Annotated in this window: 21 protein-coding genes; 15 read left to right on the top strand and 6 right to left on the bottom strand. The window is 41.6% G+C overall.

Annotated elements, in window-relative coordinates:
* Window positions 1-58: 58 nt before the first annotated feature.
* The 3 genes from A8F95_RS17070 to A8F95_RS17060 form a co-directional block, all read right to left on the bottom strand.
* The gene (locus A8F95_RS17070; protein WP_065411630.1) at window positions 59-1,330 is read right to left on the bottom strand and encodes a cation:dicarboxylate symporter family transporter; all 1,272 of its coding nucleotides are present in this window, start codon (window positions 1,328-1,330) and stop codon (window positions 59-61) included.
* Window positions 1,331-1,569: 239 nt separating this feature from the next.
* Entirely contained in the window at window positions 1,570-2,460 is an 891-nt protein-coding gene (locus tag A8F95_RS17065) for a response regulator (RefSeq protein WP_065411823.1), read from the bottom strand.
* Window positions 2,461-2,462: 2 nt separating this feature from the next.
* Window positions 2,463-3,746, bottom strand: a complete 1,284-nt coding sequence (locus tag A8F95_RS17060; RefSeq protein WP_065411629.1) for an ATP-binding protein — start codon at window positions 3,744-3,746, stop codon at window positions 2,463-2,465.
* Window positions 3,747-3,936: 190 nt separating this feature from the next.
* Between A8F95_RS17060 and A8F95_RS17055 the strand changes: the two genes are divergently transcribed.
* The 7 genes from A8F95_RS17055 (at window position 3,937) to A8F95_RS17025 (ending at window position 10,763) form a co-directional block, all read left to right on the top strand.
* The gene (locus A8F95_RS17055) at window positions 3,937-4,524 is read left to right on the top strand and encodes a TetR/AcrR family transcriptional regulator (RefSeq protein ID WP_065411628.1); all 588 of its coding nucleotides are present in this window, start codon (window positions 3,937-3,939) and stop codon (window positions 4,522-4,524) included.
* Window positions 4,521-4,928 (top strand): DUF5367 family protein, encoded by a 408-nt coding sequence (locus A8F95_RS17050; protein ID WP_065411627.1) that lies wholly within the window; start codon window positions 4,521-4,523, stop codon window positions 4,926-4,928. The genes A8F95_RS17055 and A8F95_RS17050 overlap by 4 nt, the downstream gene beginning before the upstream one ends.
* A gap of 167 nt (window positions 4,929-5,095) precedes the next feature.
* A complete protein-coding gene (locus tag A8F95_RS17045; protein WP_065411626.1) occupies window positions 5,096-5,848 on the top strand; it encodes a DeoR/GlpR family DNA-binding transcription regulator in 753 nt (250 codons plus the stop codon).
* Window positions 5,845-6,759, top strand: a complete 915-nt coding sequence (gene pfkB / locus A8F95_RS17040; protein WP_065411625.1) for a 1-phosphofructokinase — start codon at window positions 5,845-5,847, stop codon at window positions 6,757-6,759. Before A8F95_RS17045 ends, pfkB begins: the two co-directional genes overlap by 4 nt.
* 12 nt (window positions 6,760-6,771) lie before the next feature.
* Window positions 6,772-8,646 (top strand): PTS fructose transporter subunit IIABC, encoded by a 1,875-nt coding sequence (locus tag A8F95_RS17035; RefSeq protein WP_065411624.1) that lies wholly within the window; start codon window positions 6,772-6,774, stop codon window positions 8,644-8,646.
* Window positions 8,647-8,783: 137 nt separating this feature from the next.
* Window positions 8,784-9,275, top strand: a complete 492-nt coding sequence (locus tag A8F95_RS17030; RefSeq protein WP_065411623.1) for an STAS domain-containing protein — start codon at window positions 8,784-8,786, stop codon at window positions 9,273-9,275.
* Window positions 9,276-9,461: 186 nt separating this feature from the next.
* The gene (locus tag A8F95_RS17025) at window positions 9,462-10,763 is read left to right on the top strand and encodes a uracil/xanthine transporter (RefSeq protein ID WP_065411822.1); all 1,302 of its coding nucleotides are present in this window, start codon (window positions 9,462-9,464) and stop codon (window positions 10,761-10,763) included.
* Between the two features lie 129 nt (window positions 10,764-10,892).
* Here the strand turns inward: A8F95_RS17025 and A8F95_RS17020 are convergent, their stop codons facing one another.
* The gene (locus A8F95_RS17020) at window positions 10,893-11,798 is read right to left on the bottom strand and encodes a TIGR01777 family oxidoreductase (RefSeq protein ID WP_065411622.1); all 906 of its coding nucleotides are present in this window, start codon (window positions 11,796-11,798) and stop codon (window positions 10,893-10,895) included.
* Window positions 11,799-11,909: 111 nt separating this feature from the next.
* Here A8F95_RS17020 and recX point away from each other — a divergent pair, with 111 nt between their 5' ends.
* Entirely contained in the window at window positions 11,910-12,707 is a 798-nt protein-coding gene (gene recX / locus A8F95_RS17015; protein ID WP_065411621.1) for a recombination regulator RecX, read from the top strand.
* Window positions 12,708-12,710: 3 nt separating this feature from the next.
* Here recX and A8F95_RS17010 read toward each other — a convergent pair whose 3' ends face one another.
* Window positions 12,711-13,379 carry an SDR family NAD(P)-dependent oxidoreductase gene (locus A8F95_RS17010; protein ID WP_065411821.1) on the bottom strand — a complete coding sequence of 223 codons (669 nt, stop codon included), beginning with the start codon at window positions 13,377-13,379 and terminating at the stop codon, window positions 12,711-12,713.
* A 71-nt stretch (window positions 13,380-13,450) separates the two neighbouring features.
* On the opposite strand from A8F95_RS17010, the gene A8F95_RS17005 reads away from it, so the two are divergent.
* On the top strand, window positions 13,451-13,768 hold the full coding sequence (locus tag A8F95_RS17005) for a YfhH family protein (protein ID WP_231603351.1): 318 nt from the start codon (window positions 13,451-13,453) through the stop codon (window positions 13,766-13,768).
* A 32-nt stretch (window positions 13,769-13,800) separates the two neighbouring features.
* Window positions 13,801-14,070 (top strand): YfhJ family protein, encoded by a 270-nt coding sequence (locus tag A8F95_RS17000; RefSeq protein ID WP_065411620.1) that lies wholly within the window; start codon window positions 13,801-13,803, stop codon window positions 14,068-14,070.
* 190 nt (window positions 14,071-14,260) lie between these two features.
* Here the strand turns inward: A8F95_RS17000 and A8F95_RS16995 are convergent, their stop codons facing one another.
* On the bottom strand, window positions 14,261-15,247 hold the full coding sequence (locus A8F95_RS16995) for a metal-dependent hydrolase (protein WP_065411619.1): 987 nt from the start codon (window positions 15,245-15,247) through the stop codon (window positions 14,261-14,263).
* Between the two features lie 98 nt (window positions 15,248-15,345).
* Here A8F95_RS16995 and mutY point away from each other — a divergent pair, with 98 nt between their 5' ends.
* From mutY to A8F95_RS16970, 5 genes are all read left to right on the top strand, one after another.
* Window positions 15,346-16,440, top strand: a complete 1,095-nt coding sequence (gene mutY, locus A8F95_RS16990) for an A/G-specific adenine glycosylase (protein ID WP_065411618.1) — start codon at window positions 15,346-15,348, stop codon at window positions 16,438-16,440.
* 70 nt (window positions 16,441-16,510) lie between these two features.
* On the top strand, window positions 16,511-17,260 hold the full coding sequence (gene fabL, locus A8F95_RS16985; RefSeq protein WP_065411617.1) for an enoyl-[acyl-carrier-protein] reductase FabL: 750 nt from the start codon (window positions 16,511-16,513) through the stop codon (window positions 17,258-17,260).
* Between the two features lie 68 nt (window positions 17,261-17,328).
* Entirely contained in the window at window positions 17,329-17,532 is a 204-nt protein-coding gene (locus tag A8F95_RS16980; protein ID WP_049660472.1) for a gamma-type small acid-soluble spore protein, read from the top strand.
* Window positions 17,533-17,801: 269 nt separating this feature from the next.
* Window positions 17,802-18,332 carry a nucleoside tri-diphosphate phosphatase gene (ntdP, locus tag A8F95_RS16975; protein ID WP_049660473.1) on the top strand — a complete coding sequence of 177 codons (531 nt, stop codon included), beginning with the start codon at window positions 17,802-17,804 and terminating at the stop codon, window positions 18,330-18,332.
* Window positions 18,333-18,407: 75 nt separating this feature from the next.
* Window positions 18,408-20,156, top strand: a complete 1,749-nt coding sequence (locus A8F95_RS16970) for an ABC transporter ATP-binding protein (protein WP_065411616.1) — start codon at window positions 18,408-18,410, stop codon at window positions 20,154-20,156.
* Window positions 20,157-20,306: the final 150 nt, after the last annotated feature.

Genomic DNA, 20,306 nt, shown 5'->3' with positions numbered 1-20,306 from the left:
ACCTTTTTAGGTTTTTGAAGCTGAATGCTAGAAGTGGGTAAGGATATTTAATTGTTTATTAAGATGCTTCTTTTACAGATTGAAGATATTTCTCCCCTTTAGCAGAGTCAAAACGGCCTTCCCATTTAGACATAACCACTACTGCTAAAGAGTTACCAATTACGTTAACCACTGTACGTGCCATATCAAGGATACGGTCAATACCTGCAATAAACGCAAGACCTTCAAGCGGAATACCGACAGATCCTAAAGTAGCAAGCAGGACAACGAAGGAAACGCCTGGTACACCAGCAATCCCTTTAGATGTAACCATTAAGACTAACATTAAAGTGATTTGCTGCATAATGCTTAAATCAATTCCGTACATTTGAGCAATAAAGATAGCGGCTAATGCTTGATAGAGAGTAGAGCCGTCGAGGTTAAAGGAATAACCAGTTGGAATAACGAAGGACACTACGTCTTTTGGACAGCCGAACTTCTCCATTTTCTCCATTATTTTTGGCAGAACAGTCTCCGAGCTAGCAGTAGAGTAGGCTAAGAGAAGTTCATCTTTTAAGATTTTAATAACATGGAAGACGCTTGTGCCAGCCATCTTGGCAATAGCTCCTAAAACAACGACGATAAAGAAAAGCATCGTAGCATATACACAAATGAGCAATTTTCCAAGTGGAATAAGTGACTCTACCCCAAATTTTGATACGGTTACCCCAATTAACGCGAATACGCCAAATGGAGCAAACTTCATAATTTGATTCGTTACGTAGAACATCGCATCAGCTGTTCCTTGGAAGAAGGCAAGTACTGGCTTTCCTTTTTCGCCGATCGCTGCAACCCCTAAACCGAATAAAACGGCGAAGAAGATAATAGCGAGCATATCGCCTTTAGCTAAAGCGTCGATAATATTACTTGGAACGATATTGACAAACGTATCAGCGAAGCTATGGCTTGCTACTTCCTCTGTTGTCTGTACATATTGGTCAATATTTCCCTTAGCCAGGTTCTCCATGTCTATGCCTTCGCCCGGTTTCACGATATTTGCCGCAAGTAAGCCTACTATAATAGCAATCGTTGTTACAATCTCAAAATAGAGAATAGTTTTTCCACCAAGTTTTCCGAGCTTTTTCATGTCTCCTGTTCCGGCAACACCGAGAATGATGGTGGAAATAACAATTGGCACGACGATCATTTTAATTAAGCGAATAAAGATATCACCAATTGGCTTTAAAAAAGTTTCGACAGCAGGATTTCCATAAAAAATCGCCCCGACGGTAATCCCTAAAACTAATCCGACAAGAATCTGATAAGCTAAACCAAATTTACGCTTTTTCATCTAGTCACCTCTTCTTATTTTTATATAGTGCAAACGCTTTCTTGTTTGGTTAGGAACACATAAGTCAATTATATGGAGTAATTATCGAATCCTACAAAATCCGACATTTTCTTTTTTGAAAAAAATAAGACTCTGCCATTTTTTCACTGCAGAGTCTTAAAAAAACAATTAAGGATTTCACGTTTTTAATCAGGCTAATCGCATAAGTATAGATAGGGTCTAGCCTTTTAAAAGCCTTTTTAACCATGAAAAAATTTTTCTGTCGTTTCAAGATATAAGGCTTGCAAAAACTTTTTAATATTAATTTTCACTTTCATGGGCTCGTCGACATCTGCTTCTAATTCCCTCATCCGCAGCCTTACTTCCTGAAACTCAAAGAAGCGGGGAGCGTAATATTCGAATTTAGGATTTGTATAATCGATCGTCCCTAATGAAGCTAAATTGTTAAGCGCCGCTATAATCGCTCTGCGGATACGCTGTTCAATAGACTTGCTTTCTTTTTTGATATTAACAGGGCCGGATGTATTGGCATTGGCAGCTGCCTCATACAGTTCCTTCAAAGGAGGAAGCATAGTGGAGGTGTTATTTTGATGAATTAAAAATTCCATCATCGCTACAATATCTTTACTGCCTGATTCTCCAGCAATTCCCATATCATTTAAAAGAGATAATACAATTTCTTTTATGCTGCGCTGTTTTTTTAGCGGTGTAGAGGATTCAATATGAGCTAAAGATTCTCGAATGGCGATTAACGAATGCTTTAATTGGAACTGCTCGGCTGTTTTCTTTAAAATACTCCGCACTTCAAAGCGGTTAATCGGTTTATGAATAAAGAACTCGACTCCTTTTTCATAGGCTTCACCGACCATTTCTTTGTTAACGATTTGAGAAATCATAATAAACTGTCCGTTAAATCCTTGTGTTTTTAATTGTTCCATTGTTTCAATGCCGTCTAGCTCGGGCATGAGTAAATCAATTAACACAATGTCGGGATGAATAGCCAGAATAAGCGGGAGCGATTCTTTGCCGTTCTTTGCCTCGCCTATTACTAAACCAAGATGGTCCTCCTCTATGATTTTTGCTAACATTCTTCGGCTGGCTGTATCATCGTCTACGATAAAATAACGCAATGTCATTCAACTCTCTTTCTAATCTCTCGAGTAGGAATTTGAATGGTGAAAACAGTTCCTTCGGCTGACGATTCTACTTGGATTTGGCCGTGGAAATTATAGACAATCTGTTGGACGTGAGAAAGCCCAATTCCTGTTGCAGCGACTCCTTGATCGCTATATTTTGTTGTATAGCCCAGTTCAAATATGAACGGTACATCTTCGGTTAGAATTCCTTTACCGGAATCTTGAACAACAAAGCAGGTGTATTCCGAATCCTCGAATGCGCGCAAATGAATCTGTCCCTCTTTCTCGATTGCTTCAACGGCATTCGCTACGAGGTTATTTAAAAGGGCTAGAAGAGGAATTTGTTCACCTGTTTCAAAATCAACAGTTACCGATACATCAAAAATAACTTTTTTCTTTAATAATTCACTGTAGTTTTGGTTAGCTGTCATCACGAAGCCGAGTACATCAGAAAGGAAAATCCCGTCACTCCGTTGGTGGACATAGATTTTAGATAGACCGGAAAGAATTCGTTGGGCATCTTTTTTTACTTCATGAATCTCCTGAGAAATGTGCAAGGCTTGTACACTGAGTTCCTGAAGGTTTTCTTTTTTTAGTTTTCGGTATAATTCATGGCTTGATGCCGTAATTTGCTCAATGTTATTCATTGATTTTTGCAAATAAAGAGTTTCAACATACAATTCTGATCCGACTCCGAGCATTTCCTGCATTTGTCTTCTCTGTTCGGACACGGTAATGGAGCTATACAGCCCTACAACGAAATAGCTGCGAAATAGAGCAATCCCGACTAGCAATGCCCAGTCTTTAAACCCTAAATCAGCATGCTCCGGCAGGTAATAGCGCCAAAAATGTTCCAAAGAATTCGCTGTGAATTCTAAGCCGGCAGCTAAAACGCCGAGTAAAAGGGGCGAGGATTTATATCTTTCAATTTTGACCAGGCCAAATCCTAGAGAAAATAATAAATAAAATAAAAAGGCCGGCAGATGCTTTAGTAAGCTTGTCCAAGGAGAAAGATCGGTCATGACCAGATCTCCAAACAGACGGAAGCAAACGACCGTTATTCCGGTAGTGATTCCCGTTCTCCAAAAAGAAGCGGGAGGAAAAATAAGAATAAATAGAAAAAAAACAATACTGCCTAATCCGAAGCGAAAATCCTCTCCATAAAAGGGCACCACTTTAACTTCACTAGCAATCGCTGTTAGTGTGGCGGTTAGGATCAAGGGTAAACCGTTTGTACTCGTAAGCTTTCTCTGAATAAATTCGTGTAGTATAGCGAGCATCTCCTTCTCCTGTTCTAGACATAGAGGCATGAAGTGACTTCATGTAAAAAACACTTTTATTATAATGGAACGGCACGATAAAAGAAATTTGTTTTAGCGGATGTGAGAAAGTCTTGCGGTAAATCATAATAAATGATAACCTTTTCATAAATATTGTTAGTCAAACGACTAACTTGAGTGAGGTGGGAAAATGGCAAAGCCAAATGTCATTGAAAAGTCAGATTTACTCAACTTTGCGAAAGAGTGTTTGGTGGATCGAGGGATTGAAAAGTTTACCTTGAGGGCAGTTGCAGAGAGAGCAGGCGTTACACAAGGAACGGTATACTATCATTTTAGAACGAAGGAGCAGTTATTAATAGATACTGTAAAGGATGTTTGTGATCGTTCTTGGGATGAGTTGTCAGAAAGCGATGGAAATATGATAAAACAGGCGCTAGCATCTGCCAAAAGCCGTTGTAGCCACGACTCATTTTATCATAAACTATTTTTTATCTTGATGGCTGCAAGCATGACAAATGAAAAAATGAGAGAGCAGCTTGGAGATCTATTGGAAAGGGAAAACAAAGCTTTATTTCAAAGTCTAGCAAAAGTATGGACTCAATCACCTATAAAGGGAATTTCTTTGGAAACTTGGGCTATATTATTGAATGCCATAGTAGATGGGTTAGCGGTACAGGCGCTTATGAATAAGGACTTTCCTGTTGAGCAAGTGTATGAAGCACTTGAACAAGTGCTGACTTCGTTAAGTAACCTGACAATGGAGAAGGATAGCGTATGAAAAGATACGTATTGATTTCATGCCTAGGTGCGTTGGTTTGGCTCTTTGCTACGTTGTTTTTTGTCTTTTTCGGAGAGCGGGTTCTTTTCAGCCCAGGCTCTGCCTCCTTCTTCATAAGCCTATCGCTATTAATAAGCGGAACAGCGCTATTACTATGGATGATAACCTTTTTGTATTCACTGTTCGATCAATCAAAAAATGCAGCTCTAACCTTTGGGTTAATTGGGACCATTGTGGGCCTGACATTCGATGCGTTCTCTTTAGCCAATCATCACTATGTTTTCCCCCATCTTAGTGACTCAAAAATCATTGCTTTTACTGTTTGGATGTCATTTGCTTATGCTTTGTATCTCATTATTCCGGCTGTTCTAAATGAGTGGAAGAAGAAAGCCGCTCTCATATAAGGTTGCAATGTTATTAAACTATACTGTTTACCTTTACACCGCCAGCATAGCGGTGTTTTTTTGTTTGAATGAAATTGAATGTTTTTGAATGATTTTGATTGAATTTGGTGTTTTTTTGTTTTAATATAAAGGTACAAACAGAATTGTTGTTTAGAGAGGTGAGTGGATTGTTAACGGAAGAAAGGCATCATCTTATTTTACAGCTGCTGAAAGAGAAAGAAGTGCGCAAGCTACAGGAGTTTGTAGAAGCAACCGGTTCGTCTGAGTCTACCATTCGGAGGGACTTAAGTCAGTTGGAAGAAGAAAAAAAGTTGATTAGGGTCCATGGTGGAGCAGCACTTATTAAGCAAAAACGTTCAGAGCCGAGCATGATGGAGAAATCGAATCAGCATGCGGAAGAGAAAAAGCGAATCGCTATGTATGCAGCAAAGTTTCTTAGAAAAGGCGACTGTATTTATTTAGATGCTGGCACAACGACGCTTGCTATGATCCCTCACATCGAAGAAAAAGATATCACAGTTGTCACGAATAGCATCACTCATGCAGCAGCACTTACTGAAAAGGGAATTCAAACATTTGTGACAGGCGGCTTTTTGAAAGCGAATACAAGAGCACTTATTGGACAAGGAGCTCTTCATGGATTAAACCAATACAGTTTTGATAAGTGCTTTATTGGGGTAAACGGCATACAGCTAAATGTTGGCTTCACTACTCCTGATCCGGAAGAAGCACTCATTAAGCGGACAGCCATGAAACAGTCGCTAGAGACCTATGTGCTGGCCGATCGATCAAAGTTTAATGAAACAGCATTTGCTCATATTGCTCATTTAAATCAGGCAGTGATCATTACAGACAAACTAGAACAAGAGCTCCTTCATTCATATAAGGAAAAAACGAGCATAAAGGAAGTGGAAGCATGATTTATACATGTACGTTAAATCCGGCAATTGATTATGTTGTCCATCTTGATCGTTTTGAACCGGGCGAGTTAAATCGGGCTCTCTCCACGTCGAAGTTTGCGGGCGGGAAAGGAATTAATGTTTCTCGAGTTCTTACCCGCTTTGGAGCAGAAAATACAGCACTCGGTTTTTTAGGCGGTTTTACAGGAGATTTTATTATCAATGAACTAGACAAAGAGGGGATTCGCCATCGGTTTATCCGGGTGGCAGAAGATACCCGTATTAATGTAAAGGTAAAGGCAGGAAAAGAAACAGAAATAAACGGCCAGGGGCCAACTGTTACTCTTAAGGAGAGTGAACAGTTCAAGGCACTCGTTGAACGACTCAATGAAGGAGATATTTTGCTTTTAGCAGGAAGTGTTCTCTCTTGTTTGCCGAAAAATTATTATACACAGCTGATGGAACTAGCGAAGGAACGTGGGATCAAGGTAGCTGTGGATACGAGCGGACCTGTACTAAAGGAGCTGCTTCAGCACAAGCCTTTTTTCATCAAACCTAATCATCATGAGCTGGGAGAGTTATTTCAAACGAGTATCCAGTCGAAAGAACAAGCGATTCATCTTGCGAAAAAGCTGATGGAAAAAGGGATTGAAAATGTCATTATCTCCATGGCTGGAGAAGGAGCCTTATTTGTCAATAAAGATATTGTTCTTTCTGCAAAGCCGCCGCAAGGTCAAGTGAAGAACTCGGTAGGAGCGGGAGATTCAATGGTTGCTGGGTTCTTAGCTGGATACGTTAAGGGAAAACCGATGCAAGAAGCCTTTCGTTTTAGTGTTGCCGCTGGAAGTGCGACTGCTTTCTCAGAAGACTTATGTACAAAAGAAAAGGCAGAGCAATTATATTCCGAAGTACAGATTTCGGAAATAGAGTAGGAGGGTATGAATATGAACATTACTGACTTATTGACAAAAGAGACGATGATCCTTCATCTTCAATCTACCGATAAAGCCTCCGTTATTGATGAACTCGTTGAAAAACTTGCTCAAGCGGGCCGATTAAATGATCGACAGCAATATAAAGAGGCCATTTTGGCGCGTGAAGCTCAAAGTACAACGGGAATTGGGGAAGGGATTGCGATTCCTCATGCAAAAACGAGTGCCGTAAAAACACCAGCCATTGCCTTTGGCCGCTCAACAGAAGGAATTGATTATGAAGCACTGGATGGGCAGCCAAGTCATCTCTTCTTTATGATTGCAGCACCAGAGGGAGCGAATGACACTCATTTAGAAACGCTGTCGCGTTTATCCTCTTTTCTAATGGACCCCGGTTTCCGGCAAAAGCTTGATGTGGCCCAGACAGAAGAGGACGTGTTAGCAGCCATTAATGAAATGGAGCGGGGAGGAGAAGAGGAGGAAGAACCGGAAACCGCTTCTTCTAAAGGAAAAATACTGGCGGTCACAGCTTGTCCAACAGGAATTGCCCATACGTACATGGCAGCCGATGCTTTAAAAGCAAAGGCAAAAGAAATGGGTGTGGATATTAAAGTAGAAACAAACGGATCAAGCGGCATTAAAAATGGGCTAACTGCTCAGGATATCGAGGAAGCAGCCGCTATTATCGTTGCGGCAGACAAACAGGTGGAAATGAATCGCTTTAAAGGGAAGCATGTCATTCAAGTGCCTGTTGCTCAAGGAATACGTAATCCAGAACAGTTGATTACAAAAGCTGTTCAGCAGGATGCTCCTATATTTAAAGGGGATCATTCTGTTGGAAGCGAACCGGTCAGCACAGAAAAGAAAGAGCGGACAGGCGGTTTTTATAAACACTTGATGAACGGCGTTTCGAATATGCTGCCATTCGTTGTTGGCGGAGGAATTCTGATCGCTATTTCCTTTATTTTTGGCATTCACGCTTCTGATCCTAATGATCCGACGTATAACCCCATTGCTAAAGCCTTGATGGATATTGGCGGCGGCAATGCATTTAAACTAATGATTCCAGTATTGGCTGGTTTTATTGCGATGAGCATTGCGGATCGTCCGGGATTTGCTCCAGGGATGGTTGGCGGCTTAATGGCAGCTAGCGGAGAGGCTGGTTTTCTCGGCGGCTTGATTGCTGGATTTTTGGCCGGATATGTTGTGCTTGGAGTGAAAAAAGCTCTTAGCGGGCTTCCGACGTCACTAGAAGGATTAAAGCCAGTTCTCCTTTATCCGTTACTAGGTATTCTTATTACAGGATTGATCATGATGTTTGTGATTATCGGGCCGGTGAAAGCGTTAAACACAGGGATTACTAGTTTTCTATCCGGTCTTGGAACCGGAAATCTCGTTCTTCTTGGCTTGCTGCTTGGTGGTATGATGGCGATTGATATGGGTGGGCCGATTAACAAAGCAGCGTTTACTTTCGGTATTGCGATGATAGATGCTGGTAACTTTGCGCCACACGCAGCGATTATGGCTGGTGGGATGGTTCCGCCGCTTGGCTTAGCTCTTGCAACAACCATCTTTAGAAAAAAATTCACGAAACAAGAACAGGAAGCAGGAAAGACGTGCTATGTAATGGGACTTTCCTTCATCACTGAAGGAGCGATCCCATTCGCGGCGGCCGATCCGGCACGGGTTATTCCAGCTGCCGTTGCCGGTTCAGCGGTTGCAGGGGCGCTCACGATGATGTTTGGCATCGGCTTGCCGGCTCCGCACGGAGGAATCTTCGTGTTCCCGATCGTTCAAGGTAATCCGTTTCTATATTTGCTGGCTGTTGCCATTGGCTCGCTCGTTACAACCTTTGCAGTCGGTTTGTTAAAGAAAGAAATTCGATAGCGAAAAGAATAAAGGTATACTGAGAAAGAATCCTTCCACAAAAATCCAGGTGAGAGGATTCTTTTTATGTATGCTTTTTGTTATAATGAAGGATAGTTTCAGGCCTTTCAAAATAACAACGGGGGTTTATGCGAATTATGGAAAAAGAAATAGATCGACTGCGACAAGAAGTAAAAGACTTAGAGCAACAATTAAAAGAGCGTGAAGAGTTAATTAATGAAATCTCTGTGCCTGTTATTCCATCCATCGTTCCAGAAACTATTTTAGTGCCTGTGACAGGGAAATTATCCCCAGATCGATTAGAATTAATTTTTACAAAAATTAATGAAGTCGCTTACCGTTTATCTTATACAGAAGGATTACATACTGTCATTCTTGACTTTACCGCTATCTCTAAAAAGGAGATAGGAGAGATAAGTGCATTCGGAATGTACATTGAAAACTTTCGGAAAGCTTTGAATTTAATGGGGGTTGAAACTGTTTTTGTCGGGTTTACGCCTTCGGTTACTCAAGACCTTATTCAATCGGGTTTATCGATCGTAGATGATTTAAATACATTTTTATCTTTCCGAGCAGCTCTTAGTTATTTAATGAAGAAAAGGGGTTTTGCCCTTCAAAAAATTAAATGAAACAGCAGTCCGTTCGCGGGGAAAGACCGCAAATTTATTACATAAAACCATCCCATAAGCACCGGGCTTTCCCGATCGTATAGTAACAGTGAATATACGACATCGGGGAGTGGGCTGTGGGGTGGTTTCTTTTTTATCGTAATGAAGTTAAGCCAACTGACAACAAATAAGGAAGGGAAGGATAGAATGAAAGCATTAAGAGCATTTCCAACTGGCATGGCAGCGATTCAATGGGTATTTTTCATTTTTGCGAATACCATTGTTGTTCCTGTTTCCATAGGAGCCGCATTTGATTTATCAGCGGAAGAAGTAGCCATGACGCTCCGTAGTTCGCTTATCTTTACAGGGGCCGCTTGTGTGTTACAAGGGTTATGGGGCCATCGTTATCCGCTGATGGAAGGACATTCGGGACTTATGTGGGGACTGTTACTGAATCTGAGTGCTTCTGCTGCTGCACTTGGCATGGATCTACAAACGATTGGAGGAGGCATTGCCACTGGGATGATGGCGTCAGCTGTTTTTATGGTGGCTGCTGGATTATTGGGCCTGTCATCGCTCATCCAAAAGGTTTTTACCCCCATGGTGATGAGCGTGTATTTATTTTTGCTTTCTGCCCAACTTATTTTTATCTTTTTCACAGGCATGCTGAAACTGACGCCCGACGGAACATTAGATGTACCGGTCAGTTTATTGTCTGTCGGCATTGTTCTCCTTGTGACGATATTAAAAGTGAAAGGAAAGGGGTCTGTCAGTAACTTTTCCATTTTGATCGGCATTATAGTTGGCTGGATCGTATATGATTTACTATTTCCTGACGATACCGCCTTATCGGCGAGCGGTCAGTCCTTTTCTATGTTTCCGCTAGGTACCCCTAATTTAGAGTGGGGCATTATTTTGACGACATTCATAGCTGGAGTGCTCAATCTCAGTAATACCATCGCCTCCATTCAGGCAGCCGCTCGGTTATATAATGACAAGCCGGAGGAAACTCGTTACAATCGTTCATTTACATTAACCGGCCTATATACAGCAGCTGGCTCTTTTTTAGGGCTAGTACCTTACGCCCCCTTTACCTCAACGATCGGTTTTTTGGAGAGTACCCGTATTCTTGATAGGGTTCCTTTCTTGATTGGAGGCGGTTTGTTTAGTTTACTCGGTCTTATACCGGTTGTCGGCTCTTTCTTTGCTACAATGCCCATTACTATTGGAAATGCTGTATTATTCGTTGCCTATTTGCAGCTGTTTGGTACAGCACTGCAGTCGCTTCAAGGAACGATTTTTAATTCGAACACTATTTTCCGGATTGCGATGCCTGTTTTGACTGGGATTAGTTTGATGGCGGTGGACCCCGTTATTTTTAGCCAATTACCGGTTTATGTACAGCCGCTTTTTTCTAACGGATTAATTATGGGAGTTCTTTTATCGGTTGCTTTAGAGCTATCAGTTAACTGGGAGCGATACGCGGCTTCCAGTGCATATGAAAAGTAATCTTTCCACATGTTACCCACATATTGTGGATAACTTTTTCCACATACTTATAAAAAAATAGATTGATAAAATAAAAGATCACAAAAAATATCCACACTATTCACAAGGTGTGGATATTTTTGTGCACAACTATTTATAAATGTCTTCCAGCGCTTCTTTTAGGCGAGGGAATTGAAAAGTAAAGGAATGCGCTGTTAATTTTTCAGGAAGTACACGCTGGCCATCTAAGACTAGGGTACTCATTTCTCCTAGAGTAAGTTTAATCGCAAAGGCTGGAACAGGCAGCCAATGAGGGCGATGAAGAACGTCAGCTAAAGTTTTTCCTAGTGTGTCTAGCCGTTCTGGAGAAGGAGACGTCAAATTAACGGGTCCTTTCATCTGAGGGTACTCCATAATAAACAGGAGAGCTCGTGCTACATCGTGAACATGTATCCAAGACATCCACTGCTTTCCCGAACCGATTCTTCCACCTGCAAATAGCTTGTATGGTAAAGCCATCCGCGGAAGTGCCCCTTCTTCTTTTCCGAGAATTACGCCAAAACGTGTCATGACTGTACGGATACCTAGACGTTCAGCCTGATGGGCTTCAGCTTCCCAAACATCTACTGTTTTGGAAAGGAAGCTTTCGCTTGTCGTATTGGATGATTCTGTAAAAGTTTCCTCGTATGAAACAGGATAGCAGCCAATCGCACTCGCATTCATAAAGACAGAGGGCTTTCTTAAAAGTTCACCCATAATCCTAATGGTTTCTCTAGTAGAGGAAACCCGGCTCTCAATGATTTGTCGTTTGCGTTCGTCTGTCCAGCGGCCGCTATTAAGCGATTCACCTGCCAGGTTAACGAAAGCATCAACGTCTTGAAGTTCCTTTTCAGGTTCAGAGTGAGAGCTGAGCCATTTGACGTATCGGATATTCTTCGTTTCTTTTTTATTCTCCAAGCTTCTTGTCAAAATAATGACTTGATGATCATTTTTTAATAATTCGTTTATAAATGCCCTTCCAACAAAACCTGTGCCGCCAGCAATGGCTACTTTCATCTTTACCCCTCCCGGTTGCCCTTTGAAACATCCTTTTTATTTATTATAGTAATCATATTCAATCAGTATGGAAACATTTTCGTGGTACATTAGAAGAGAGAGGTGTTGAATATGAAGGTTATTACGAAAATTTCTCTTCAACAAAAGCTTACAGATCGTTACAACATATTTATAAATGAACAATATGCCTTCAGTGTGGATGAGTCTGTACTTATTCAATTTGGTTTGAAAAAGGGAATGGAGCTAACCGATGAGCAGATAGCTGCCATCACTCGTCAGGATGCCATGCGTAAAGGATTGAATATGGCGATTCACTTTTTATCGGTAAGAATGAGGTCTGAGAAAGAAGTACGGGAGTTTCTTGCCAAAAAAGAGATAGAACAGGAAGCTATCGAAGAAATTGTCCATCAGCTATACAGGATGAGTTACTTGGATGATAGGGAGTTTGCTAAGGCCTATACTAATACGCAAGTGAACACATCGGATAAAGGGCCTAAGTTGATTGAGCGGGAGTTAAAAGAAAAAGGAATTAATGATTTTTTAATAGAGGAAGCTTTAACTACATTTGAAGCAGATCTTCAGATTGAAAAGGCCGGTAAGCTCGCTGAGAAATACAGACAAAAATATCGCAAAGAATCGCCTGTTATCCAGAAGCAAAAAATGGAACAATCTTTGATGAGGAAGGGCTACGATTGGGGGATCATTCAAGAAGCAATAGCAGGATCAGAGACGGAAGAACAGGAAGAAGAACAATGGCAAGCGCTTATGTATCAGGCAGAAAAAGCTCACCGCCGTTATAGCAAATTCTCCGGCGGTGAATATAGACAAAAGATGAAGCAAACACTTTATCGGAAAGGCTTCCCTATTAGTGAAATTGATAAGGCGATCGAAAAGCTGCAGGAAGAATAGGGGCTACCTTTCAATAATGATTTCCAACTGTTCCTCCGCTTCTTGAGCGATTCGTTCAGCGATTTGTTTTGGGTGTGGGAGGGCAGCCGGATTTTTCACATGATCGGAATGGTCCCAAAATGGCGTATTCATGCCACCCATATAGGCTGCTACGAAGCGTGGGCCGTCGTTTTCATATTCCTTTTGCAGGCTTTCCGTAAATCCTCGCAGGGCAAACTTACTTGCGCAATAAAGCGATTCGTGTTTTTTGCCGCGCAGTCCCGCTGTAGAGATAATATTGATAACTGTGCTATTGCTGCTTAAGAGCGGTAGAAAAGCTTTCGTTAGCAAAATAGGGGCATACACATTAACGGCAAACGTTGTTTCGATATCTTCCATAGTGATAGAAGAAAAAGGACCGAAAATCCCGACACCGGCATTATTAATGAAAAGGTCTATTTGTTGATTGTCTTTTTGAAAGGCGGCTGCCAGTTCTTCAATTGCTTGAGGCTTCTGTACATCAATCGAATAAATCGTTGCTTGGCCTCCAGATGCTTCAATTTCTTTTTTGGCGGAGGTCAGCTTGTCCATGTTACGGCTCGCTAAGTGAATATGAAATCCTTTTTGACTATATAAAAGGGCTAGTTCTTTTCCAAGACCGGAACCGCCGCCAGTAATAAAACAATTTTTCAAGGAAACCATCCTTTCTGCTTTCTTATTTGCTGTTATTTCACTATACTGAAGGAAAAAAGGGTGTGCAACTATTGGAACCGCAGAAACGTTATAGCGAAATGGAAGAATTTGAACTGAAGCAAGAAATTGCCCGGCTGAAGGAGAAAGCTCGTAAAGCTGAGCAGCTCGGGATCGTCAATGAATTTGCCGTTCTAGAGAGAAAAGCTTTAATGGCAGAAGCCTATTTAATGAATCCGGATGATTTTACTCCCGGAAAGATGTATGAGATCAAAGGAGCTCCTGGTACTTATTTTAAAATTGACTATATGAACGGCGTGTTTGCTTGGGGATACCGCGTTGGCGGTGACGGCAAAGAAGAAGGCTTGCCGATTTCTACGTTAAAGCTTTAAGTATATAATATATAAAAGAAAGGGCGGATAAGATGGAAGATATTTTCGAACGTTTAACGAATCTTTTACTGAGTAAAAACGAGAGTTTATCCCATGCTCGCGCCCGTACATGGATCGAGCTTTTGTGGGAGGATTTTGAAACGACTTATGCAAAGGCCGGCCATGATTATCAAGGGAAAGAAATGACCGAAAAAGTCGTCCGGCAATGGTTGGAGAACTACGGAAGCCGCCTTCACGAGTTCGCTGGCCGCAATCCTAAATACAGTCATTTGCTTGAAGATGAAAGTGATCTGACTCATTAATAAACCCGCCATCAGGCGGGTTTATTAATGTCTTAATTTTGATGAAAACAGTGTGAATTGTGATAAAGCTAGTTTGGTTTGGAATAAACCTAGCCCGATTCATAATAAAATCAACCTAGCTCATGATATGTTATAATATCTCCTGAAAAACAAGGAAAACGGACGCCTAAAAGCATCCGTTTTTCTTATTTTAATGAGATTCGGGTATAAACGTCAGCTTTTTCCGCAGCTTTTCCTCGCTGAAAATCCAGCCGGTGTAAGAGCCGATCACATTATAATCAAGGTCGAGCTGAACGACGGCAACAAATGGATAATAGCCATTGTTGCGGTAACGAAGGTCGATAAATTTTACTTCAAAGCAATCGTTGTATTCGGCTACTTCCCACCGGTAGACAGGTGAAAAGTGAAGAAAGGCTGAAAGATTTTCATTTTTCTTGGCCGCCCGGAACAGCTCCGAGTCAGGAATTTTCACGCGTTTATATTTATCAAGAATGGTGACGGAACGCCGGTACCCGCGGGCAACGTAGAAATGGGCCGGGGCTTTTACGGCAATGCGCCATTGATTAAAGCGAATGGTTGGCGCGATAATAATTTCTTCGGCATCTGGAATTAACTTTTTAACAGAGTTGCGGATCGCCCCTTGCATTTGAAAGCGCAGAATGTAATACCCAATTAAAATTAAGTAAATGACCAAAAACGTATAACCAGGATGAGCGCCCATGACCCAGAGAATAAGCCCGGCTACATGGATAGCGAAAATAAACGGGTCAAAGGTGTTAATGACGCCAAGGGCCAGCCATTTGCAAGAAAAGGGACGAAGCGCCTGTGTTCCGTAAGCGTTAAATATATCTACAAAAATGTGCAGAAACACTGCAAACTGTGTCCATAGCCATAAATGAAGCAGGCTGCTTCCTGGGAACAAAAAGTAAATGACTGCGGTAATCAACAAAGGCCACAAAATAACCGCAGGTATGGAATGAGTGGCTCCCCGATGATTGCGTATATAGACAGCGTTGTTTCGAAGCTTTAAAATTGTATCTATATCAGGTGCTTGCGAACCGATTACTACAGCCGTCATGACAGCATATTTTGTCATCGGTTCAGAAGCTACGGCAGGATCCAGTGTTGCCAGACCGCCTAGTGCAAACCCCATTACAAGGTGAGTTCCAGTATCCAAATGCGTCCCTCCTTTACGAAATACGGATGGTGCCCGTTTGGTTCTAAATTCTACTATTCCCTTTATTGATCTAATTTTAACATCTATGGAGGTCAGTTGTGAATTTTCCATCTCTTAATAGTGTAGAAAAAGTAAACGTCCAGCAATTTCAGCAAGATTTGCTTCAGTGGTATAAAGCAGAGAAGCGAGACCTGCCATGGAGAAAAGAACGTGATCCCTATAAAATTTGGGTATCGGAAATTATGCTGCAACAAACAAGAGTAGATACGGTGATTCCGTATTTTGAGCGCTTTATTGATCAGTTCCCAACGATTGAAGCACTCGCAGCTGCAGAAGAAGATAAAGTATTAAAAGCGTGGGAGGGACTCGGCTACTATTCGCGCGTCCGTAATTTGCAGGCCGCGGCTCGAGAAGTGCATGAACGGTACGGAGGAAAAGTGCCTAATACATTAAAAGAAATCTCCTCTTTAAAAGGAGTAGGCCCTTATACGAGCGGTGCCATTTTAAGTATCGCTTATGGTGTGCCAGAGCCCGCTGTTGATGGCAATGTGATGCGGGTGCTATCCAGAATTTTATCTATCTGGGAGGATATCGCAAAACCGTCTTCGCGAAAAGTATTTGAGGAAGCGGTTCGACAATTGATTTCAACAGAAGACCCCTCCTCTTTTAATCAGGCATTAATGGAATTAGGGGCTTTAATTTGTACGCCTTCTTCACCGTCATGCTTATTGTGCCCGGTGCGGGAGCATTGTAGTGCCTTCCACGAGGGGACCATCAATGAACTGCCTGTTAAAACAAAAAAGAAAACGATGCGCCATGTTCACCTAGCGGCAGCGGTTGTCAAAACAGAGAAGGAAGAAGTCATCATCCAAAAGCGCCCGCCAGAAGGATTGCTTGCTAACTTGTGGGAGTTTCCAAATACAGAGCTTAGCGGAATGGGAAACCCAAGAGTAGAGCTGGAACTCTTTTTAAAACGAGAGTACGGTCTCGATGTTCAGCTAGAAGCAGAACCTTTTGCTAAAATTCAACACGTATTTTCTCATTTAACATGGGATATTGATGTGTATGAAGGGACGGTTTCCTCTGCTATTCCTAAAAAAGAAAACAGCCGGGTCGTAAAAACAGAAGAAGTAGAGGAATATGCTTTTTCAGTTTCTCATCAAAAGATTTGGAAAAAGGCAAAGGGCCGGTGAGAAGCCGCCATTGTCTATTTTCCGTTAAGAACGTACAATTTAATGGAGCAGACAGAAGGGAGAAAGAATAATGGAACAAAAAGTAGCGCTAGTAACCGGCAGCAGCCGTGGGGTAGGGAAGCAGATTGCCCTGGAGCTTGCTAGAAACGGTTATGATATCGTCGTCAATTATGCACGCAGCAAAACAGCAGCTCTTGAAACAGCACAAGAAATTGAAGAATTAGGGCAAAAAGCGCTCGTGATTAAAGCTAATGTAGGTGATGTGGACAAAGTAAGAGCGATGTTTGCCGAGATCAAGAAAGAGTTTGGCCGGCTTGATGTATTAATTAACAACGCGGCTTCAGGTGTCCAGCGGCCCATTATGGAGCTAGAAGAAAAGCACTGGGATTGGACAATGGATATTAATAGCAAGGCTCTGCTATTTTGTTCGCAGGAAGCGGCCCACTTAATGGAAGAAACAGGAGGCGGCAGCATTGTCAGCATTAGCTCGCTCGGGGCCATTCGTTACTTGAAAAACTATACGGCGGTTGGCGTATCGAAAGCGGCAGTAGAAGCATTGACGAGATATTTATCTGTCGAGCTTGCTGAAAAGAACATTGTAGTCAATGCTGTATCGGGCGGAGCAATCGACACAGAGGCGTTGAAGCACTTCCCAAATCGTGAAGAGATACTAGAAGATGCAAGAGTGAACACACCGGCAGGCCGGATTGTCCACATCGAAGATATTGTACATACCGTCATGTTCTTGATTTCAGAGGGCGCTTATATGATCCGAGGACAAACAATTATTGTGGACGGAGGACGCTCACTTTTGGTTTAAAATTTTTAATAAATAAAGGATAAATTATCACCTCTCAGGGCAAATTAGTTCTTGTGGAGGTGATAATGATGGCAAACCAACCAAACAACAGACAACGTACACAAGCTGGTACAGATGTAAACGAAGTAAGACAACGCAACGCGGCTTCTGCTGCAGGTCAACCTGCAAACTTTGGTACTGAGTTTGGAGCTGAAACAGATGCTCAGCAAGTGAGACAACAAAACGCTCAATCTCAAGCTCGTAAAAACCAACAAGCTCCTAGAAACCAATAAGAGTCACCAACACAAAGAAAAGGACTGTCTACCGCTATAGCGGCTAACAGTCCTTTTCTCTTTTCGAAATAGGGTGGCAGTGAAAATTAATTTCTAAATATAACAGAGTCTTAAAATAGAGGAAATTTCTTTACCCTTTTCTTATTCTTCTGCCTCTTTTGTTTCAATTTCCTTTTTAAATCGTTATAATAGTGGAATATAAACGTTTATTTATTCACATAAAGGAAAAAGTAAAGGCAAATAGCTTGGAATGAAGGTAGGGGAAAATCATGGCGATTCCCACAGCGGGTGAATCCATCCAAATCCATAGTTATAAACATGACGGGCACATTCATCGTATTTGGGAAGAGACCATAGTCTTAAAAGCAACGAATAATCTTGTGATTGGCGGCAACGACCATACGGTTGTTACGGAGTCAGACGGACGAACGTGGATTACGAGGGAACCGGCTATCTGTTATTTCCATGCCAGGCAATGGTTTAACGTTATTGGCATGTTAAGAACGGATGGTATCTATTATTATTGCAATATTAGCTCTCCATTCGTATATGATCAGGAAGCGCTTAAATATATTGACTATGATCTCGATGTGAAAGTATTTCCGGATATGTCATACATTTTGTTAGATGAAGATGAGTATGAACAGCACAGCAAAAAGATGAACTATCCGGAAGTTATTGATAAAATTTTAAGGCGTAATGTGGATCACTTAATTCAGTTAATCCGCCAGCGTCAAGGTCCGTTTTCACCGAATTTTATCGATAAATGGTACGGAAAATATTTGACGCACCGAGGCTGATATCTCGATAGAAGAAACGGCGCCTGTTGAGTTTTCAACAGGTTTTTTCTTATTTTGTATAGAGGGGGGAAAAGAGTGGATGTAATCAAACGCTATATGCAGTTTGTAAAGCCATATGGATGGCAAATTATTGGTACGCTGCTGATTGGTATTATCAAGTTTGGAATTCCATTATTAATTCCAATATTAATTAAATATGTGATTGATGACATTGTCGGCAATGGCAGTATGACCACCGCAGAAAAACAGCATCAATTGCTGATGATTCTCGGCGGCATGTTTGTTTTATTTATCGTATTGCGTCCGCCTATTGAGTATTACCGGCAGTATTTTGCCCAGTGGACAGGCAGTAAAATTCTTTACGATATTCGTGACGGCTTATTTTCACATATTCAAAAGCTGAGCTTTAAATACTATGCTAATACGCGCGCTGGAGAAATTATTTCTCGGGTGATTAACGACGTAGAGCAAACAAAGAATTTTGTTATTACTGGTCTGATGAATGTCTGGCTGGATGGAGCCACTATTTTAATAGCTATTATTATTATGCTCACAATGGATGTAAAATTAACGATCGTCTCCTTGATCGTCTTCCCATTTTACGGTCTGTCGGTCCGGTATTTCTTTGGTAACTTACGAAAATTAACTAGGGTTCGCTCTCAAGCCCTTGCAGAGGTTCAGAGCTATCTTCATGAGCGGGTGCAAGGGATGTCTGTCATTAAAAGCTTTGCGATTGAAGACTACGAACAGACCCAATTTGAAGCACAGAATAAGAACTTCTTAAGAAGGGCGCTTGATCATACAAGGTGGAATGCAAAGGCCTTTGCCGTCGTCAACACGATAACGGATATTGCGCCGCTGCTTGTCGTTGGTTATGCGGGGTATCAGGTGATTCATGGAGAATTAACAGTTGGAACGATGGCTGCATTTATCGCTTATGTGGATCGCTTATACAATCCGCTGCGTAGGCTTGTTAACTCCTCAACTACGATGACACAGTCGATTGCTTCAATGGATCGTGTGTTTGAATTACTTGATGAAAAGTATGATATAACCGATAGAGAAGGGGCTAAAGAGGTAAGCAAGGTAAAAGGGCATATTGTGTTCGATCACGTTGATTTTGCTTATGATGAAAACGAGGAAGAGGTTCTGCACGGCATTCAGTTAGACGTCAAAGCAGGGGAAACCGTTGCCTTAGTTGGGATGAGCGGCGGTGGGAAATCTTCGCTTGTTAGTTTAATTCCACGTTTTTATGATGTAACGTCAGGCCGAATTTTATTGGATGGCACCGATGTACGTGACGTTAAAGTCCGTAGTTTAAGAGATCATATCGGTATGGTTTTGCAAGATAATATCCTCTTTAGTGAATCGGTGAAAAGCAATATTTTATTGGGTAAGCCTCATGCTACAGAAGAAGAAGTCATAGCAGCTGCTAAAGCGGCAAATGCTCATGATTTCATTATGGGTCTTCCGCAAGGATACGATACAAAAGTAGGGGAAAGAGGCGTGAAGCTATCGGGTGGCCAAAAGCAGCGGGTTGCCATTGCCAGGGTGTTTTTGAAAAATCCGCCGATCCTCATATTGGACGAAGCGACTTCCGCTTTAGATTTAGAAAGCGAGCACTTAATTCAAGGAGCGATGGAGAAGTTGGCCAAAGACCGGACTACCTTTATCGTCGCTCACCGTCTTTCCACGATTACCCATGCCGACCGAATTGTATTAATTGAGCATGGCCGGATTGTCGAAAGCGGTACTCATGATGAGTTAATGAAGAAAAAAGGCGGATATTATCGTCTTTTCCAAGTACAGCAGCTAGATGCTTAAATGGAAAGCCTGGAGAGCTATTCTCCAGGCTTTTTTAAATTGCTGTTTTAAAAATTGAATAGACATTCAAAAAGAAAATTGTTACAATATTTTTAAATTTAGTAAAAGAGTAATAATTTTGTAAATTAGCTTCATAGATAAAAAGGGGGG

The sequence above is a fragment of the Pseudobacillus wudalianchiensis genome (genome assembly GCF_001685015.1).
GTDB lineage: Bacteria > Bacillota > Bacilli > Bacillales > Domibacillaceae > Pseudobacillus > Pseudobacillus wudalianchiensis.
Note: the sequence above shows the minus strand (reverse complement) of the source record. Positions and strands in the feature narration are given on the sequence as shown.

Bases quoted from the DNA above. Each gene is read 5' to 3' on its own strand.
- A8F95_RS17070 (WP_065411630.1), bottom strand. From the start codon at position 1,330: ATGAAAAAGCGTAAATTTGGTTTAGCTTATCAGATTCTTGTCGGATTA.
- A8F95_RS17055 (WP_065411628.1), top strand. From the start codon at position 3,937: ATGGCAAAGCCAAATGTCATTGAAAAGTCAGATTTACTCAACTTTGCG.
- A8F95_RS17025 (WP_065411822.1), top strand. From the start codon at position 9,462: ATGAAAGCATTAAGAGCATTTCCAACTGGCATGGCAGCGATTCAATGG.
- A8F95_RS17020 (WP_065411622.1), bottom strand. From the start codon at position 11,798: ATGAAAGTAGCCATTGCTGGCGGCACAGGTTTTGTTGGAAGGGCATTT.
- A8F95_RS16980 (WP_049660472.1), top strand. From the start codon at position 17,329: ATGGCAAACCAACCAAACAACAGACAACGTACACAAGCTGGTACAGAT.
- pfkB (WP_065411625.1), top strand. From the start codon at position 5,845: ATGATTTATACATGTACGTTAAATCCGGCAATTGATTATGTTGTCCAT.
- A8F95_RS17030 (WP_065411623.1), top strand. From the start codon at position 8,784: ATGGAAAAAGAAATAGATCGACTGCGACAAGAAGTAAAAGACTTAGAG.
- fabL (WP_065411617.1), top strand. From the start codon at position 16,511: ATGGAACAAAAAGTAGCGCTAGTAACCGGCAGCAGCCGTGGGGTAGGG.
- A8F95_RS17050 (WP_065411627.1), top strand. From the start codon at position 4,521: ATGAAAAGATACGTATTGATTTCATGCCTAGGTGCGTTGGTTTGGCTC.
- recX (WP_065411621.1), top strand. From the start codon at position 11,910: ATGAAGGTTATTACGAAAATTTCTCTTCAACAAAAGCTTACAGATCGT.
- A8F95_RS17035 (WP_065411624.1), top strand. From the start codon at position 6,772: ATGAACATTACTGACTTATTGACAAAAGAGACGATGATCCTTCATCTT.
- ntdP (WP_049660473.1), top strand. From the start codon at position 17,802: ATGGCGATTCCCACAGCGGGTGAATCCATCCAAATCCATAGTTATAAA.
- A8F95_RS17000 (WP_065411620.1), top strand. From the start codon at position 13,801: ATGGAAGATATTTTCGAACGTTTAACGAATCTTTTACTGAGTAAAAAC.
- A8F95_RS17060 (WP_065411629.1), bottom strand. From the start codon at position 3,746: ATGCTCGCTATACTACACGAATTTATTCAGAGAAAGCTTACGAGTACA.